This window comes from Pseudomonas sp. HK3, assembly GCF_052920985.1.
This window is the reverse complement of sequence record NZ_JBREXD010000001.1, coordinates 515,902-534,252: the sequence shown is the minus strand read 5'-3', so window position 1 is coordinate 534,252 and position 18,351 is coordinate 515,902. Positions and strand designations below refer to the sequence as shown.

Below are 18,351 nucleotides of genomic sequence, written 5' to 3'. Positions count from 1 at the left end.
TTATGAACCATATTGAAGAATTAGAATTTATTCTCTCGCTGACTGATCAGGTTACAGGGCCTGTGAATAAAGTCATGGGTTCTATTAGTAAATTCACAAAAAAAGCCAGTGCAGGTTTTAATACGGTTAAGAATGGTGCGATTGGGTTGGCTGCAACGGGCGCATTGCTCGTTGGTGGCTTGCAACCGGCGATTGCCATGGATAGGGCACTTGGTGAAGTTAAAAGCCTTGGTGTGCGGCAAGAAGCGTTAGATCATTTGTCACAAACCAGTTTGCAATTTACAACCCAGTACGGCGGGGATGCGACTGAGTTTGTGAAAAGCTCTTACGACATTCAAAGCGCTATTGCGGGTTTAGAAAATACGGATCTTTCGGCGTTTACGCAGCAATCTAATTTATTGGCCAAGGCCACTAAGTCTGATGCAGGCACGATCACGGATTACGTCGGCACCATGTATGGCATCTTTGAAAAGCAAGCCGTGCAAATGGGTAAAGCGAACTGGATAGCAGGCTTAACGGGTCAGACAGCGACGGCTGTGCAAATGTTTAAAACGACTGGTGGCGAAATGGCGGGGGCGTTTTCGTCATTGGGTGCTGAGGCGACCAGCGCACAGGTAGCTATGTCGGAGCAAATGGCGATATTAGGGCAGTTGCAGTCAACGATGTCAGGTAGCGAGGCGGGAACAAAGTACAGAGCGTTTTTAGCAGGGGTAGGCAAAGCACAAGCCGCCCTTGGTTTGCAGTTTACAGATACTCAGGGGCGTATGTTATCAATGCCGAAAATCTTAGATGAAATTCGAGGCAAGTTTGGTGACATTGATACGGTGAGCAAATCAGACGCGCTGGCTAAGGCGTTCGGCTCACAAGAAGCCGTTGGGTTGGTTAAGTTACTTTCGGCTAATACAGATGCGTTAAAAGGCAATATAGGCGAACTGGCGAAGCAGACGGATGAAACCAAAGCGGCCATGATGGCTCAAGCTCAAGTTGATCCGTGGGAGCGTGCAAGTGGTGGTATCAATGCATTACGTGTCGCAATCGGGGCAACGTTACTGCCCATTATTAACCCGCTTATAAGTGGCTTTGCGGATGCGTCTGCACGGATGCAGGCATGGACGCAACGTTTCCCTAATTTAACTCGGTTGCTGGGTTTTACCATTCTGGGCTTTACAGTGTTAGCGGCAGTAATGGCTGTTTTCACAATTGGCGTAGGGCTTGCCACGGCTGCATGGGCTGCTTTGGGGACGGCGTTTAGTGTTGTGGTTGGTTTGCTCAGTATTATATTTAGCCCTATTGGGATATTAATTGCGGCAATCATTGCATTGGTTGTTTATTGGGACGATTTGAAAGCAGCGTTTGGTGATAACGCTGTGTTCAAGTTTGTTGAAGACGCCCTGAGTGGCATTGCTGGCATGTTGGAAAGCTTAACGGAGATTGAACCGTTTGCGGCATTAAAAGAAAGCTTCGATTGGTTAGATAAAAAATTAGCAAGTCTTGATGGTTTTGAATTTGATGGCTTTGGTTTTTTCTCTTCTGATGACGAGAATATTGAAAACAATAAGAAAAAAATATCTGAATCAGCATCAAAAATTAATGAGCCCGATTTGTTCAAACCAAAAACCACTTTAAATAGCAGCACACAGAATAACTCTGGAACCGTTGTTGAAAATATGACGGTGAATACATCACAGAATATTAATCCTGATTCTCTCGCACACATGATAGGTATGGGCGCTTGATGGATTTAGTTGATCTTTTAATTGATAAAAACAATCTTGTACTAGACCAAAATGGCTTGCCTCAATTAATTGGCGGCCATCAAGTTATTGCTCAGGACTTATCGCACAGGATTCAAGATACAGGTTTAGTTTTTTCACTTTTGGGTGAGAGAAATAAGAATGCCATATCGCAAGTAAAAAACAGAATAAAGCTGGCTTGTGAAAATGACAGGCGGGTTATTGCGGGCTCAGTGGTTGTTAGCTTTGAATTTGTGGGTTTAAGCGTTACAGAGCTTTATGTACAAGCCCAAACAAACTGGGGAGATTTAAAGCTGGCTGTGCCTGTATCTGTGGATGAGCCTGATGATGGGGGCGAGGGTGAGCCAAATAAAGACGTTAAAATTATTTACGCTACTCATTATCAATACATAAACGACACTATTAATTCTGTGGCTTGGGTGCCTAATTCTAGGTTTATTTATGGTAAGCACTTTTATCCAAACCGACCTTATTCAATGGCGAAGTTTCCTCTTTCTTTTAACTTAGAATATGTGGGTACTGGCTTTGTTGATGAACAGAGTCAAGGGGTTAGTTTTACGATTTTGGGCAGTGTGAAAAACTCAGGGGTAAGTTTTTATGAGTTTTATAACAACTTCCCAATAGTTAGTGCAAATGACATGCATAAGTTTATTAGTGTTGGTTATCAGTCATTTTTCATCACTCATGCTTTCGTAGAACGTGAAAGTAATGGAAATTCAATAGTTGTCGTTGGGCCTATTGTTGAAACGGGTGTCGGTTTTAATGAGTTTTATAACAACTTTCCAATCGTAAAAGCTAATAATACTCATAAAAATACTCATGTTACTTATAAGCCTGCTTTAGCGTCTACAGCGTTCATTGAAAGTGAAAGTAATGGTCGTCAGTTTACATTTTTTGGTTAATTTTTTACGCAAAATATAGAGAGATATTATGAATACCGACCCAGTATGGAAGATTAAAAAAGATTCAGGTGAGATAGTTTTTGACGAGTCACCGAAAGAATTTTTTTCGATGGTGATTGCCCGCGATACATCTATGAATCAAAGGGTTCAAATGTCGAATTTAATTCATCAATTAAAAATAGATGGCTACTCTAAGTCAAATGTTGATTTTCAGCCTACAGAAGATAATAAGTTGAATATTATCATCAATGAAAAGATGGCAGGGTTTAATGAAATTACGGAGCTAGAATTTAATGCATTATTTGGCAAGGACGTTAAAACAAAAGGAGATGATTCATGAGTGTTTATGCTGAAGTTAAGTGGCATACAGGTACATCGAAGACATGGGGCGTTGATTTTTTAATGATTGATATGTTGCGCTTTATGCACCGGATAGTAAGCGGCGATATTACAACCGATTATCCTGAATTTGGTAAGGGCGTGATATGCAATGATTTATTTGAAATAGATGGGCACACCATTAGCCCAGAAGGCGCGCCTACTAATTGGCAGCATGTTGATTTTATGGACGTTGATAAAAAAACCACTTATAGCATGCTTAAAGGTTATCGTTCTGATGATACAAATAAAACGGGATTTCCAACCATTGCCACTTGGGGTGAATCTTTAGTAGTAGACCATACGACTCAAAATAACACGTTGTTTTTAGGTAAGGCGGATGATTTCAATCAGGAAAGTAAAATTTTCACAAATCATCATGGTACGTTTATAAAAAATAGTGGGAAGTACGATGCTTTATCCATAGAGCATGTTTTCGAAAAGCATATTTTCCATGTATGGGCAGATAACAATATTGTATTAATGTGGATGAGTGATTCCACTGATCATGCTGTTACATATGGCACACAAATGATAGTGATAGGAGAGCCATTATATTCAGAGCAAACCGTTGAGAACTTTTCATTAGGATTAGTATCTTCATGGGGCGGGGCGTCAAGCAGCCATCAAAATTTTGGTTTGTCATCGGCCACGCAAGCAATGGGATTAGAGGCGCGCAATATATTTTCTGGCGAACGGATTATTAATAAATCCTATTATAGTTCTGTTTATGCGGTTGGTTATGGAAATGGACGGTTTTCAGATGTACGTGACCACAGAGAGTATTTCCCAATAGAAGATGCTGACGGAAATTTTATCAGTCAACTTCCGGTTATGACTGTTGGTTTTCAAAACACTGCCGCAAATTGGCATTGGGCTAAGTGGCCTCAAAATAATATTATTTACCACCCAACTCAAACGAATAATAACTTAAATGGGCAGCTGGTTAATATTGGGGGAAAACGATTTATAGCACATGGTATTTCTAGTCAAAGCAATAATTATTTACTTCGCCAGGCTGGTAAAAAAGAAGCGGCTGATGTCATTTGGTTATATCTCCCGTTAGATAATTGAAATTATATAAAAGCGATGCATGCAATCGTTTTTTGTAGGTGATTTTATGACTGATTTTTATAAAATAATGAATGATGCAGGTGTGAAAACCAGTACAAAAGATATTAACGAAGAATTTAATAGGCTAGCAAAACAAGAAGGTATTGTTTTGTATAACGCTGATGAATACTCACCTTTTTGGTCGTTAATAGATAGTTTGTGTGTTGCACCTACTCGCTGGCTAATAGTGTTTGTTGCTAAACACTTATTGCCTAATCGTTTTTTAAAAACGGCTCGTGATCAATGGCTAGATATTATTGGCTGGGGGTATCGCTTGCCTCGTATTGATGAACGAAAAGCAAAAGGGAATTTACGTTTTACCCGATCAACCAACACGGGGGAGTTGATCATAAAAAAAGGCAGTCGTGTTAAATCGTTGCCGATTAAGGGCGTAGTTTATGAGTTGATGTGCTTAAACGATACCCCCTTTAAAGAGGGTGAATCATCATTGCTCGTTGAGCATGAAGCTGTTGAAGTGGGTCAGCGTTACAATTTGGCAGGCGGTTTTTTTAAATTCATGGTTGAGAATGTTTCGGGTGTTACCTCGGTTACGAATGATGATGACTGGATGACTCAACTAGGCACGGATAAAGAAGATGATGAGGTTTACAGAGAGCGTATTCGTGACCAATGGAGTGGCTTAAATAAATGGCATGTGGACACTGTTTATAAGCGCATCATTACTGAGTCGTCCGGTATTGATCCTAGAAACATTTTTTTTGATAAAAATAACCCAAGAGGCCCAGCCACAACAGATGCATTGATTCTGCTTGATTACGGCGAAGCGTCAGAGCAAGTCTTAAGTGCCATTAATAAATATATTAACGATGACGGTAATCATGGCCATGGTGACAGTGTGATTGCTCGTAATATGGATACGGTATCACTTGATTTGAATGTTGATGTTTATTTTTCAGCGGCACTATCTGAAAGTGAATCGTCAGCACTCATGGCGAATGTTGAAAATTTTATTCGTGTGGCGTTTCGGGAATTATCCGGTTATGAGTTTTCAATTGAACCTGACAGGGTTGAGCCCTTTTCTCGGTTTTCATTTTCTAAACTTGGTAAACAGTTACATCAAGAATTCCCTGCGTTAACGGATATAGATTTTAATGCGAACTCACCCGTACATGGGCTTAACGTTAGTAAGATTAATGCTTTAACGTTGAATCCTCATGCTGAGGTTTAAATGTGGATGATTTAAAGATTAGTTTGAAATGGTGGGTAGCAGGAAAACACCCTAAATCCCTCATATCATTTATTGAAAAGTGGTTTTATCAGGTTAGAACGTGGCTTCAATTTATTGAAGTTCAAGATGACCCGCAGACTTGTGCGATTGAAATTTTAGATTTGATGGCATGGGAACGAAGAATAAATAAGCTATCAAATGAACCTATTTGGCTTTATCGAAACCGTGTGGACTTTGCCTTTTTAAATAATATTGACGCGGGCAGTGCAGCCGGATTTAAACGCATATTTGAACGGCTTGGGCTTGGGTTTGTTCAAGTGAAAGAGCGACCTGAAGGGCGAGATTGGGACGTTGTTGTACTTGAGATGACAGACGGCGAATTGAGCAATAATATTGACTTATTGAATGAAGTTGTTGATCTATATGGCCGTACATGCAGGCAATATGAATTTACAGTAACAACGAATACAAACATAACTATTTCAGCGGGTGAGTTTTCTAGTTCGCATGAAACGTATCAAGCAGAATTTATAATTTAAAGGTGTATTAAATGGGCCAATTTGTTTCGGGCGGTGAAACGTATTTACGCAATAAAATTCATTCACAAGAAGCGCCTGTTTTTACGGAATTTGTGCTTTCGTATATTGATGGATTGAACCCATCGGAACAGCCATCTAAAAGTGAGCAGTTACCTGCGGCTGATACAATCGTTGGGCGATTTTCTGTTTCTGAATTTGGGCGTAAAGGTAAAATTAATGATAACCAAGTTGTTTACTCATTAATTTTAGATAGTAGCGTTGGTGATTTTGTTTTTAATCGTATCGATTTGATATCTGATGATGGTCAATCGGCAGTGGTTGAATATACGGCAGACCAACCGAAATCAAAATATGACAATGATAAATCGGGTAATAATATTACGCGTAATATGGTTTTAAAATTCCAAGGTGCGGCTGAGGTTTTAAATGTATCTGTGCCTGCTCAGTCGTGGCAAATTGATTACACCGCGCGAATGAACCAACAAGACGAGCAAGCCCGCTTGGTTTATCGTGATCAGCTAGGCCGCCAAACGTTCTTTGGAGGTGGTTTTCTGCTTGAATATAATGCAGCAACAGGCCATAGCATAAAAGCGGGTCTGGGCTACGTAGAAGGTGTTCGCTTATTTCAATTAATGGATATAAATATTAGCCATCAAAAATTAAAAGATATTTGGCTTGATGTGTGTTTGATAAATGATGGTGGCGAGGTGGTGGGTCATTTTGATGTTATATATGACATTAAGGGAACGCAAAAAAATGACTATTCAACAGACACTGAAAGACACTATCTTTTTAAAATTGCAACCACCGATATAAACGGTGTTGTGACTGATTTTCGTAGAACCATGCCGACAAATGATGATGGTTATGTGCATATGTTATTGCGTGCAGATAAAAATCTGGAAGATTTAAACGATAAAATTAAAGCAAGGCAAGCGTTAGATGTGCCTTCACAGGGTCAACTATCTGATGCTATTGAAGGTGTTGATGCTGAGCATGTTGGTCTTGATAAAGTGGATAACTTTGGTTCGACTGATGAATATAATATGCCTGATGGTAATCATCCTAGCCAATATTTTGCTACTGCAAAATCAGTCAAATCAGTATTCGGGTTGCTGAGTGGCGGGCCTAAATTGGCGAATGTGTTGCTTGATAAAACATTTGAAGCTGGTAGTACATGGTCTGGTAAAAAAATTAACTTAAATAACTCAGAAATCAATAGTTTAAAAGAAGAAACAATCTATTGTTTTGAAGGAGGGCAGAATGGGAAGGGACATAATTTGTTTTTTTTGCCAAGGGGCTGGAAAAGTTCAAGTGCTCATTATAATAGAATAGCTTTGTATTCTGATATGGGAACAAATCTTGAGTATGAAGGCGATGATGATGAAAGGGAATTTGGTGATGTTGGGATAAAGCATTATCAAGTGAAAATTCAATTAGTGAATCATAAAGGAGCTGTTTATTTAAATCAGGCATACTCACGCACGAGTCTTTATTATGATAAAAGCAGTAACGCATGGAGTAGAACACATACCAATACGTATCCATCAAGAATGAATATTAAAATATATGAAATTGGTTTCAAATGAAAATAATCGATTTTGAAAATAATACAAATTCAAAAACAATGGTTTTTTTGTCTGATTTTATTAGTGATTCAAATGACCTACTGGCTAGCCCTGAAGTGGTCATAAAGTCGCTGTCTGATAAAATAAATGATACTGGTTTTGATGCAGCCTTGTGCTTGCTTTTATCATCTTCTGATTTTAATAAAATTAAAACGGAATTGAATGAAATATTTAGAGTTTTACCAGTCAATAAAATAAAATGGATTGCCAATGCATGTGATTATATATTTGATATTGATACAAATAAAAAAATAACCAATGAAAGTTTTCCTGTTTCTTTTGTTGGTGATTTCAATGATTCAATGTTACTTAATTTTTGTGATGTGTCGCCGTTGCATGATGTTGTGCTAAGTGATGATGTTGATGCGTCTGTTGAATTAATAGAATTTGAAACGGAAGTTTCTGAAATGACTGATAATTATAATAATCTGATCAATGAAATAGTTAATGATGCGGTTAGTTTGTCGCTGACAAAAATAAAATATCTTGAGGGTGGAGATATTGCAAATGAGCTTTTAAAATTTGGTGAGAGTCAGACGCAGAATACACCATATTCTGTTGGGATAGTTTTTGCGGGTGAACCTGATAATTTGAAGAACATAAAAAAAGTATTTGGGCTTTGATATGCGATTAAATAATACTGATTTAAAAGTTAAAAGCCTGAATGTGTCTATGGTCTTGAGCTTACCCACAGAAGATGCAGGAGGTCAAACCAGTAGCACATCAAGTATAGATAAGGGTATTAAGCCTAAATTGTTGAATTGCAGCTGTGAAATTGCTCAAACTGACGTTGAAGCATACAGGGAATTGATAAAGCTGGCTGAATCCGTTGACGATAAAGGAAATAGAACTGTTTTTGATATTGTGGATAAGACAGCTGAAGCGAGCGATATTCGTCAGGTCACGTTTATGGATGCATTCACCGCTTCAGAAGATGCCCAATATAGAAAATGGAAAATACGATTTACGTTACGTGAAAAAAATAGCATAGCTGAAGCGAAGCAAAAACAAGAACAGCAAAGTTCTGTGTTGATTTCAGGGGAAACAACGACTAAAACGACTGGTACTACGTCAACAGCGGCACCTGTTGCGAATGAAGTGGCTAGCCAAGATGTAAAAATTTCTAGCTTTGAAGGGTTTATGGAAAAAGCTGAAAAGCTTGTAGGTGGCTTATTTGAATCCGGTGGTACTTAATGGAACCCATCTATAACCTGTACATTAACAATCATAGAGCTGAGTTGATATCCCATCAATTGACGCGAGAGGTGTCTGCAATTGGTCGGGGGTTTTTAACGATTAAAGCTGATAATTGGACGCCAAAGCCTATGCAGATTGTGCAGTTCGATTGCGGCTACAAGGGAAACACTTTGCGCCGTTGGTTTACAGGCATTGTTCAAGCGGTAACGCCACAAGGTAAAAATGTTTTTTCTTTTAAGGTGCGTGAATTAACAGGTGTTCTTTTAGTTAAAATGCCATTGATTGTACGTCATGTTAGCCTTGAATCACTTATGTCACTAATCGCCCAAAAAAGCGGGTTAAGGTTTGTTCATTCAAAAGCAGAATACTGGAAAAAGGAAAGCCCTTTTTTTTATTCAATAGGATCTGGTCGTGATGCATTGAATCAAATATCGTCAGTGTTTGATATTCCTAATTTTTGCTGGCACCAGTTAGCCGATGGTAGTGTTTTTGTTGGTTTGAAAAGCGAAAGTCCTGCTAGTGAACAAATATTCAATATTGATTTCTCTATCACTACACCCTTAAGCACCGATAGGGCTTGGAGTATTCCGTTAGAGTCGTCATTAATGCCGCTAGCTAAAATTAATAATTATGAAATTAACGCTATCACAATTGAAAACAATAAAATGATTTTAAAATGTATCACGAATTAAAACAGCACTTTTCACGGTTCATGCCTGAAATAAAAGAGAAAGTGTCTGATGTATACGGACGGGTTTTGCATTTGTCTGACTTCCCCGATGAAGGTCAGCCTAGTAACTTTGATCGCCCCGCATTAAGCGCAACGGTACAAGTTTTAAATATTGATGGCAGTGAGCGTCAGGACGTTGTGTTTACTTCTCTACCCGTTCCTGCTTCTGAATCTAGTATAGCCCCACCAAGAAAAGGCGACTTAGTATTGATTGGTTTTGTGTACGGTAGCCCTAGGCATCCAGTGATTAAAGCGGTCTATCGCAATGGTTCAATGCTGCCGAATGTTAAAGACGGTGAGCAATGGCTAGGTAATTCAGATAATTATCAATTAAGTAATCATGTGGGCTGGTTTCGCTCTGCGTTAAATCTTATTTCAGATACAAGCTTTAAACGAAAAGTAAAAGCGTTTGAATCAGAAATAGAGTACGGACGTGAAACAAAAAAAGTAACTGGTCTATGGCATACGTTTGCAGGAACAATAGTATTTAAGTCGTTGGGGAGTCTTAGGTTACTTGCGGGTTCTGTGTTGAATATATCCGCACTAAAAAAAATAAATATATCATCGAAAGAAGTAACGGTAATTAAATCTGCAAAAATTTATTTAGGCTCAGATTCAAATGATGTCATTGATTTATTAATACAGCTGATTGATAAGGTAAAAGAGCTTGATAAAGCTGTGGTTGAACATGTGCATAAGTCAACAGTACCTGGTTCTCCCACGTCGAATGCACTAAACCCAGATGAAACCCCCCTTGTAGGTTTTAAGGCAGATTTTAATAGCATCGAGAAACCATTAAAAGATATTAAATACACCCCAACGGATTAACCTAGCTTTCTATTGATTGGCTTGCGCCATTTAATATTTAGAATTGCACAGAATACTTGCCCGCCATGCGCGGGTTTTTTTGTGTCTATTGTGTTCTATATTGAACAATCAGCGAGCATCAAACAACGGCATAACCTCTGAACCCCCATAAACACTGACTCTCAGTCATTTAATAATCAAAAATATTTTTCAACATCGCTACAGCCCGCGTATTTTCTGACGTTCAGCCGTCCCAGACCCCGCGCACTCCTTCCCTGCCGCCTTTCTGTGTATTTTTTCATCATTTTTGCGGTTTTGTGCATGGCACAATAGCACTCTAAGTGCTGTGAATACTGGGCGGGGGTATTATCTTTATTTTGCACAGATTGCGGGAAAGTCTGGATGCTTGCAGAAAACAGCATTGCTAAAGTATTACCATAAGTGGGCAAGAAGGCTGATTTTAAAGGCTTGGAGGGGGTTTTATGATTTTGTCACTGGCAATGTGTGTTTGAAAAATATAATTCTTGGTGGGCCTTAGAATTGCGCTAAGTTAGAAAAAAGAAACATAAAATGGTAGTTAGTGGCGAGATAGAACCCGCCACGATTTAGGTTTAAGGGGTATTTAGCCTAAATTATCATCGTCATTGTTATTAGGGTTGGATGCGGGTGTTTTAACCCCATCTATACTACGGACGTGATAATCAGGGTATTTACCTGCATCTATTTCTTTCACGAATTGCGCCCTAGTCATCTCATCACCAGTTTTATTATCGACAAAATTTTGATTTCTACCTGTATCACTTTCTTTAATTACTGAGACTCTTGGTTTTTTAGATTTTGCCATTGGTAGTATTCCTTCACTATAAGTGTTTTAGTTTATGTTTTTAAAATGTCACTGCTGTATTTTTATACACTCACCGTAAATGGAAGTCTAGAGCAGAGCCATGATTATTCTTTAACTCAGTCTAATGTTTAATTTTTTTCTGTGTCTTTCTTTTTAAGATTTGATAGGTGCCTGTTGTACCAAATTGACATTCTAAATATTGCCATAGTTGCAGCAAGAGCTGTTGTAAGTGAATAAACGAATAACAATACACCAAAGAATTGAGTAAATATAAGTATGTAGTGATAAATATTTTTTAAGTAAGGAATATTATAAGCTAACCAAAATTTAAGCTCATTAGGTAGGTTTGTTATTGGGGATGAATAATATAGAAATGCAAATAGGATTGCTGTAACTTGAACAATTATGAAGTGAACAAATGTGGAGCTGATACTTAAGAAGGGGGATATTCCATCTCTTTTGCTAATGATGCTTAAAAATTTTTCATTCGAAAATGCTAATAAAATTGCGTACCCACCTAACGAAAAACCAAGGATGCTAGGTGTAATTGACAAGGTTTTTTCATACCAATCTTGGTTCACGCCAGTTATTAAAGTCAATATCAATGATAGGTGGAAATATGGCGAGGTAAAGATAGCCTTCGCGCCGCCATATAGCTCCCAATATTGCTTGAATATTTTGAATGTCCCCTTGTATTGGCTAAAAGCTTTCATTTAAAAATGGCCATAGCTTTCATGGCTGCAGCATGCATTGTTTCAAGTAATCCAGTTTTTGCAGGGTCATATATGCTAACAAGTTTAAATGGATGTGATTTAGTAGAATCAGAAACAGGTATTCCTTGCTGATCTTTACCGCTTCCTTCCACAAATCCGTTATTAGCAGCTATTCGAGCTAGCTTTTTCATATTTTCACTTGGAGTTATTGACTTGCCCTTGACCGCACGGTTTTCGATTATCTGGGTTTCAATGTTTTGAGCATCCAGTAACTTAAAGACTTCTATGTCTTCATCATCTCCGAAGTCATCTGGATTTGGGCGGGTGATATTTAATTTTAAATTCTTAAGTTCAAATATATTAAGTATTTCAGTTACCTTATCTTTGTAAGGCATAACAGTTACATCAACTTTGTTAAATTCTTCTTGGATATGTTCAAGAGCAAATAAGCCTTTCAGTAGGGTGTGAACATAGTTAGGACTTAGTTGGAAAGAACCATTTTTTTGCTCAAAATAAAATTGATGTACTTTAGGGTAAAACACAAATGTAAATCCGCCGTAATTTGGTTTCATATTGGGTGGAATTGATACTGCTTTCATATCCTTTTCTTCAGCAGCAGATTCTGTTTGTAAATTAAGCCATGTTGCATCTTTAGATATATCAGTATATTTGGCAATTTCACCATATATACCATTTTCGATATTTTTAGCATCAATGTTATAGATACCTTTCACCAGCTGCAGGTATGTATCACCAGCTACGCGAATTGCAGTTTTAGATTGTTCGGCTTTTTTTATTAGTGATATATATTTTGCGGCAGAGTGCGGGTGCATTGTTATATTTAAAGCGGATATAGTAAGGCTTCTTTTATTTGGCATTTTAGGGCTTCCAATTACCTATTTGGGATGCTCTGCACAGTATTCATTATGGGCTTTAAATTATAGCGATTGAGGTGCTGTGCTAGGTGCAACCTTCCGTGTTTAGTTTCTGCTAGGACTATATAGGATGGGTATATCGAAGGGCAATAAAAAACCCGAATGCTTTCACATTCAGGTTTTTAGTATTCGTGGTACCGGTGGGCGGACTTGAACCGCCACGCTCGAAAGCAATGGATTTTGAATCCATCGTGTATACCAATTTCACCACACCGGCACATATTTTAATTAGTGTCAGTTGACACTAAGTTGACACTTTTCAGCGTTTGACACTCAGTTGACACATTTTTAGTATCATCTTAGATCAAGCTGAATCCCTTTAAATTCAAGGGGTTGCTGCATTGTTGCTAGTGAATGTAATCGTATAACAAAGCGGTTTCAAGGATTTTGAATCCGTCGTGTATACCAATTTCACCACACCGGCACTGCTTACAATATTTGAAGGCTTTGTATTACCTGTTTGCTTGTGTAGTTTTCAGGTATACGTGTATACGCATTTCTGATTTGGACCACACCGGCATCGCTTCCATCAAATTGTTGTAGTTATACATCAACATGATAAGCAATTACTTATCTCTCTTCGTAATAGAAGGTGGCCCGCAAGCCTGAAATAAGTGGCAGGCATCATACCAGTAAGTGTTTATGAGTCAATGGTTTACGCGTCTATTTTATAGCTTTCGTTAATGTATCACCGTCGGGCGCGGGGCACCCTCATACAAAGATGCGCCCTAATTAGGCGGGTAAGAGGGTGCTCTGCGCCCGATATGATGAGAATCCCAATGGTCATGGCTGAGTCACTTAGGTATAATTCTGAGCCTTTATTTTGCCTCTGGCCTGTTTGAGAGAAGTATGAAGACCAGCGATTTTCAGTTTGATTTGCCCGATGAACTTATTGCCCGTTATCCACAGGCGGTGCGTTCGAGCAGTCGTCTGCTGTGCCTACAGGATAGCCAGTTGGCTCATAAGCAGTTTTTAGACTTGTTGGATCTGGTCGAGCCCGGTGATTTGATGGTCTTCAACAATACGCGTGTGATTCCTGCTCGCTTATTTGGCCAGAAAGAAAGCGGCGGTAAATTAGAGGCGTTAATCGAGCGTGTAACCTCAGATACAACGGCGTTAAGTCATATCAAATGTTCACGCGCGCCTAAAGCGGGTAGCGTGATTTTACTTGAGGGCTTAGAAGTCGAAGTGACAGGACGTCAAGATGCCTTGTTTGAGTTGAGCTTCAAACTTGAAGCAGGCATAACATTGGTCGACTGGTTAGAAAAAGTCGGGCACATGCCGCTACCGCCGTACATGGAACGCGAAGATGAGTTAAGCGACCGTGAACGCTATCAAACGGTTTATAACGAAAAACCCGGTGCCGTGGCGGCACCAACGGCGGGCTTGCATTTTGATGATGCTTTTTTGGCTGCGCTAAAAGCGAAGGGTGTGAACACGGCATTTGTAACATTACATGTGGGCGCAGGTACGTTTCAGCCAGTTAAAGTGGATGATGTGCACAGCCATAAAATGCACAGCGAGTGGTTAGACGTTGATCAAGCCGCATGTGATGCCATAGCGCAAACCCAAGCCGCTGGTAAGCGCGTGATTGCTGTTGGCACAACCAGTGTTCGCAGTTTAGAAAGCGCAAGCAATACACCAGAGGCGTTAGCCGCTGGGACTATTTTGCCTTATACCGGTGAGACTGAGATCTTTATCTTCCCCGGTTACGAATTTAAAACAGTGGATGCATTGGTAACAAACTTTCACTTACCAGAATCGACTTTGATTATGTTGGTGAGCGCCTTTGCGGGTCGCGGGCCAGTACTAAATGCGTATGACGAAGCGGTGAAAAACGACTACCGCTTCTTTAGTTACGGCGATGCCATGTTCTTAACCAAGAACTTACAGGCAAAAGAATTATGGGATAAATAACCGCAAGGTTATCCCCAAGTAAAATACCTGCCCGAGGTGACATAGGGTTTTTTGAACGGTTTAGGTTCAAGCTAATTTGGAGCAGTTATGAGTTTTATGAAATTTGATTTAAAGAAAACCGAAGGCAAAGCCCGTCGTGGCACGTTAAGCTTTCCACGTGGCGAGATTCAAACCCCAGCGTTTATGCCTGTGGGCACCTACGGCAGTGTAAAGGGTATGTTGCCGCGAGATGTTAAAGACACGGGCGCTGAGATTATTCTGGGTAATACGTTTCACCTTTGGTTACGCCCAGGTATTGATATTATTAAAGGCGCGGGCAGCCTGCATAACTTCATGCAATGGGATAAGCCAATACTTACCGACAGCGGCGGCTTTCAAGTATTCAGCTTGGGTAAAATGCGTAAAATTACGGAAAAAGGCGTGACGTTTCGCAGCCCAGTGAACGGTGACAAAGTGGAACTGACCCCCGAAAAATCTATGGAAATCCAAGCGGCTTTGGGCAGCGATATCGTCATGATATTTGATGAGTGCACACCGTATCCGGCTACCCATAAAGAAGCCAAAGACAGCATGGAAATGAGCCTGCGTTGGGCGCAGCGTTCAAAAGATGCCCATGGTGATAGCGAGTCGGCTTTATTTGGTATCATCCAAGGCGGCATGTATGAAGACTTACGTGATGTGAGCCTTGAAGGGTTAAGCGAAATTGACTTTGATGGTTACGCCATTGGCGGTTTATCCGTTGGTGAGCCTAAAGAAGATATGGTGCGCATTCTTGATCACCTAGCGCACAAAATGCCGGAAGATAAGCCTCGCTACTTAATGGGTGTGGGTAAGCCTGAAGATTTAGTTGAGGGTGTGCGCCGTGGTATCGATATGTTTGATTGTGTGATGCCAACCCGTAATGCGCGTAATAGTCACTTATTCATCGATACAGGCGTGTTAAAACTGCGTAATGCTTCAAATAAGACGGATCATGGGCCAATTGATGAAACCTGTGATTGTTACACCTGTCAGAACTTCAGTCGTGCATACCTGCATCACTTAGATAAGTGTAAAGAGATCCAAGGCAGTACCTTAAACACGATTCACAACCTGCATTTTTATCAAACCGTCATGGCTGGTTTGCGCAAGGCACTTGAAGAAGGTACATTGAGCGCCTTTGTTGAAGACTTTTACAGTAAGCGCGGACTGCCTGTCCCACCGCTAGCTGATTAAAAAACACCCAGAATAATAAAAGATAAAGGGAAAACCGCCCTTTGCCTTTAAATTGAAAAGATTAGCCCCTATTAAGGGGCATACCATTTTAATAAAAGCAGTACTCGATAAGAGTAAGGAAAGTACAATGTCTAAATTGACTCTACTATTAGCGGCATTTCTACCAGCCGCGGCGTTTGCCGAAGGTGCTCCAGCGGCGGCTGGTGGTGGCGGTATCGAACAGCTTATTTTTCTAGGCGGTTTCGTTTTAATCTTTTACTTCTTGCTATGGCGTCCACAATCTAAGCGTGCAAAAGAGCATAAAGCCCTTTTAGGCTCACTTGAAAAAGGCTCTGAAGTGGTAACGTCTGGTGGTCTTCTTGGCCGTGTTACTAAAGTGACTGATGATTTCGCGATCATTAAAGTAGCAGAAGGCGTTGAGCTTCCTGTTCAAAAGCAAGCGGTTTCAGCGGTTTTACCAAAAGGCACTATCAAGTCCATTAACGAATAATCGGATTATTCATGTGGTCTATCATCCCCGCCAAGTTGCGGGGATGTGTGTATTAAGCCCCATATAAAACTTAAAACAATAAATGTCATTTGATCCAACTCGTTATTGAGGCAGGGTCAGTCAGGAATCGACTTATGCTCAATAAGTACCCCTTGTGGAAATATCTTCTCATTGTCATGGTGTGTGCGTTAGGGGTTGTTTACTCCTTGCCAAACCTATATCCCCCCGATGCAGCTGTACAAATCACCCCGACTAAAAGTGGTGACGCTGTTGACGAATACACACTCAATAAAGCACTCGCAGCCCTAGATGAAAGCGGTGTGGAATACTTTGGTGAAGAGCTACAAGAAAGCAAAACAGCGCTTATTCGTATTCAAGACCCAGACCTTCAACTACAAGCAAAAGGTTTAATTCAACGTGAGTTGGGTGATAGCTTTATTGTGGCACTTAACTTAGCACCAACGACGCCGCAGTGGTTAATGGACATGGGCGCGGGCCCAATGACATTAGGCCTTGATTTAAGCGGTGGTGTGCACTTCTTGATGGAAGTGGACATGGAAGAGTTCCTCAGCCAGCGCTTAACCGGATATCGCGATATGTTAAAGCGCAATTTCCGCGAGCAAAAATTACGTTACAAGCGTGTTGTCGCATCTGATGATCACCACATAAACGTTAAATTCACAAAAGCAGACACTCGTGACGATGCCGAAAACTTTGTCCGTCGCGAATACCCAGAATTTTTAACTGAAACCCAAGATAAAGAAGATGGCTTTTGGTTAGAGTTGCAATTAAGCGCAGCAAAAATTAAAGAATTTGAAGACTATGCTCTAAAGCAAAACTTAACCACCATTCGTAATCGAGTGAACGAACTCGGTGTGGCAGAGCCGTTGGTTCAGCGCCAAGGTCGTAACCGTATTGTGATCGAACTACCGGGTGTACAAGATACTGCCGCTGCGAAAAAGACATTGGGCAAAGCGGCTAACCTTGAGTTTCGTTTAGAAGCGCTTTCAAGTGCCAGCCGTTTCAGCACAGAAGAATATACGTTTAAAGACCCAACACGTGGCCGTAATGCTCGTTTAGAAAAAGCCATTATTGTAACGGGCGACAACGTTTCAGATGCCAAGCCAAACTTTGATCAAAATGGTCAGCCAATGGTTGAAATTACCTTGGACGGCACCGGCGGTGCAATGATGGGTCAAGTCACTAAAAAATCCCTCAAGCGTCGCATGGCAGTACTATTTGTTGAGCATAAAATACGCACGCGCTATGAAAAGCAAGATGGCGAAGAAGTCGCTGTTGAAGACAAATACGTCGAAAAACGCATTATCTCATTGGCTACGATACAAGGTGTTTTTGGTAGCAAATTCCAAGTAACCGGTTTAGAAGGGCCAGAAGCGTCTGAGCTTGCGTTACTGCTTCGTGCAGGTGCGTTGGCCGCGCCAATGTACTTTGTTGAAGAGCGCACCGTTGGCCCAAGCTTGGGTAAAGAAAATATTCAACTAGGCGTGGACAGCGTGCAAATTGGTCTAGCCATGGTGCTGATCTTTATGCTGGTTTATTACCGTGTATTTGGTTTGGTTGCCAACATTGCATTGGCGTTTAACTTGACCATGTTGCTGGCGGTTATGTCCGTCATTGGTGCAACACTTACTTTACCAGGTATTGCCGGTATCGTATTAACGGTTGGTATGGCGGTGGATGCAAACGTGCTCATATTTGCGCGAATACGCGAAGAAATAAAAGCGGGTTTGAATCCGCAGCAAGCGATTCACAGTGGTTACGATAAAGCCTTCTTAACCATTTTAGATGCCAACATTACCACGTTAATTGTGGCGGTTATCTTGTTCGCTGTGGGCACAGGCCCAGTGAAAGGCTTCGCCGTAACATTGAGCATTGGTATTATTACATCTATGTTTACCGCCATCGTATTAACGCGTGCCATGATCAACATGATTTATGGTGGTCGTCGTGTTGAAAAACTATCCATTGGGGGCGTTTAA

The 18,351-nt window shown here is 40.5% G+C and carries 18 protein-coding genes and 1 tRNA gene; 15 read left to right on the top strand and 4 right to left on the bottom strand.

Annotated elements, in window-relative coordinates; all coding sequences use genetic code 11:
- The first annotated feature begins 2 nt into the window (after positions 1 to 2).
- Genes ACU6U9_RS02440 through ACU6U9_RS02390 form a run of 11 tightly spaced genes read left to right on the top strand, consistent with a single transcriptional unit; the run spans position 3 to position 10,258 of the window.
- Positions 3 to 1,736, top strand: a complete 1,734-nt coding sequence (locus ACU6U9_RS02440; RefSeq protein ID WP_446733492.1) for a phage tail tape measure protein — start codon at positions 3 to 5, stop codon at positions 1,734 to 1,736.
- Positions 1,736 to 2,656, top strand: coding sequence for a DUF2590 family protein (locus ACU6U9_RS02435; RefSeq protein ID WP_446733491.1), 921 nt, complete (start codon positions 1,736 to 1,738; stop codon positions 2,654 to 2,656). Before ACU6U9_RS02440 ends, ACU6U9_RS02435 begins: the two co-directional genes overlap by 1 nt.
- Before the next feature lie 28 nt (positions 2,657 to 2,684).
- Entirely contained in the window at positions 2,685 to 2,996 is a 312-nt protein-coding gene (locus ACU6U9_RS02430) for a hypothetical protein (protein ID WP_446733490.1), read from the top strand.
- Complete coding sequence (locus ACU6U9_RS02425) at positions 2,993 to 4,108, top strand: hypothetical protein (RefSeq protein WP_446733489.1); 1,116 nt, start codon at positions 2,993 to 2,995, stop codon at positions 4,106 to 4,108. The genes ACU6U9_RS02430 and ACU6U9_RS02425 overlap by 4 nt, the downstream gene beginning before the upstream one ends.
- Before the next feature lie 46 nt (positions 4,109 to 4,154).
- On the top strand, positions 4,155 to 5,336 hold the full coding sequence (locus tag ACU6U9_RS02420) for a baseplate J/gp47 family protein (RefSeq protein ID WP_446733488.1): 1,182 nt from the start codon (positions 4,155 to 4,157) through the stop codon (positions 5,334 to 5,336).
- 2 nt (positions 5,337 to 5,338) lie between these two features.
- Entirely contained in the window at positions 5,339 to 5,875 is a 537-nt protein-coding gene (locus ACU6U9_RS02415) for a phage tail protein (RefSeq protein WP_446733487.1), read from the top strand.
- 11 nt (positions 5,876 to 5,886) lie between these two features.
- Positions 5,887 to 7,464 carry a phage tail-collar fiber domain-containing protein gene (locus tag ACU6U9_RS02410; RefSeq protein ID WP_446733486.1) on the top strand — a complete coding sequence of 526 codons (1,578 nt, stop codon included), beginning with the start codon at positions 5,887 to 5,889 and terminating at the stop codon, positions 7,462 to 7,464.
- The gene (locus ACU6U9_RS02405) at positions 7,461 to 8,126 is read left to right on the top strand and encodes a hypothetical protein (protein ID WP_446733485.1); all 666 of its coding nucleotides are present in this window, start codon (positions 7,461 to 7,463) and stop codon (positions 8,124 to 8,126) included. Before ACU6U9_RS02410 ends, ACU6U9_RS02405 begins: the two co-directional genes overlap by 4 nt.
- 1 nt (position 8,127) lies before the next feature.
- Positions 8,128 to 8,697 carry a baseplate complex protein gene (locus ACU6U9_RS02400; protein WP_446733484.1) on the top strand — a complete coding sequence of 190 codons (570 nt, stop codon included), beginning with the start codon at positions 8,128 to 8,130 and terminating at the stop codon, positions 8,695 to 8,697.
- Entirely contained in the window at positions 8,697 to 9,392 is a 696-nt protein-coding gene (locus ACU6U9_RS02395) for a hypothetical protein (protein ID WP_446733483.1), read from the top strand. Before ACU6U9_RS02400 ends, ACU6U9_RS02395 begins: the two co-directional genes overlap by 1 nt.
- On the top strand, positions 9,377 to 10,258 hold the full coding sequence (locus ACU6U9_RS02390; protein ID WP_446733482.1) for a hypothetical protein: 882 nt from the start codon (positions 9,377 to 9,379) through the stop codon (positions 10,256 to 10,258). Before ACU6U9_RS02395 ends, ACU6U9_RS02390 begins: the two co-directional genes overlap by 16 nt.
- Positions 10,259 to 10,859: 601 nt before the next feature.
- Here ACU6U9_RS02390 and ACU6U9_RS02385 read toward each other — a convergent pair.
- The 4 genes from ACU6U9_RS02385 to ACU6U9_RS02370 all read right to left on the bottom strand — a co-directional run bounded on the left by ACU6U9_RS02385 (position 10,860) and on the right by ACU6U9_RS02370 (position 12,946).
- Positions 10,860 to 11,081 (bottom strand): hypothetical protein, encoded by a 222-nt coding sequence (locus tag ACU6U9_RS02385; RefSeq protein WP_446733481.1) that lies wholly within the window; start codon positions 11,079 to 11,081, stop codon positions 10,860 to 10,862.
- Positions 11,082 to 11,209: 128 nt separating this feature from the next.
- Positions 11,210 to 11,794: a hypothetical protein gene (locus tag ACU6U9_RS02380; protein ID WP_446733480.1), complete on the bottom strand. Its 585-nt coding sequence runs from the start codon at positions 11,792 to 11,794 to the stop codon at positions 11,210 to 11,212.
- The gene (locus ACU6U9_RS02375) at positions 11,791 to 12,672 is read right to left on the bottom strand and encodes a DUF4747 family protein (protein WP_446733479.1); all 882 of its coding nucleotides are present in this window, start codon (positions 12,670 to 12,672) and stop codon (positions 11,791 to 11,793) included. The genes ACU6U9_RS02380 and ACU6U9_RS02375 overlap by 4 nt, the downstream gene beginning before the upstream one ends.
- Positions 12,673 to 12,861: 189 nt before the next feature.
- Positions 12,862 to 12,946: transfer RNA gene (locus ACU6U9_RS02370), tRNA-Leu, on the bottom strand.
- A gap of 632 nt (positions 12,947 to 13,578) precedes the next feature.
- On the opposite strand from ACU6U9_RS02370, the gene queA reads away from it, so the two are divergent.
- The 4 genes from queA (at position 13,579) to secD (ending at position 18,351) form a co-directional block, all read left to right on the top strand.
- The gene (gene queA, locus ACU6U9_RS02365) at positions 13,579 to 14,646 is read left to right on the top strand and encodes a tRNA preQ1(34) S-adenosylmethionine ribosyltransferase-isomerase QueA (protein ID WP_446733478.1); all 1,068 of its coding nucleotides are present in this window, start codon (positions 13,579 to 13,581) and stop codon (positions 14,644 to 14,646) included.
- Between the two features lie 96 nt (positions 14,647 to 14,742).
- Entirely contained in the window at positions 14,743 to 15,861 is a 1,119-nt protein-coding gene (gene tgt, locus ACU6U9_RS02360; RefSeq protein WP_446735048.1) for a tRNA guanosine(34) transglycosylase Tgt, read from the top strand.
- 127 nt (positions 15,862 to 15,988) lie between these two features.
- Complete coding sequence (gene yajC / locus ACU6U9_RS02355; RefSeq protein ID WP_446733477.1) at positions 15,989 to 16,351, top strand: preprotein translocase subunit YajC; 363 nt, start codon at positions 15,989 to 15,991, stop codon at positions 16,349 to 16,351.
- Between the two features lie 134 nt (positions 16,352 to 16,485).
- Complete coding sequence (gene secD, locus ACU6U9_RS02350) at positions 16,486 to 18,351, top strand: protein translocase subunit SecD (RefSeq protein WP_446733476.1); 1,866 nt, start codon at positions 16,486 to 16,488, stop codon at positions 18,349 to 18,351.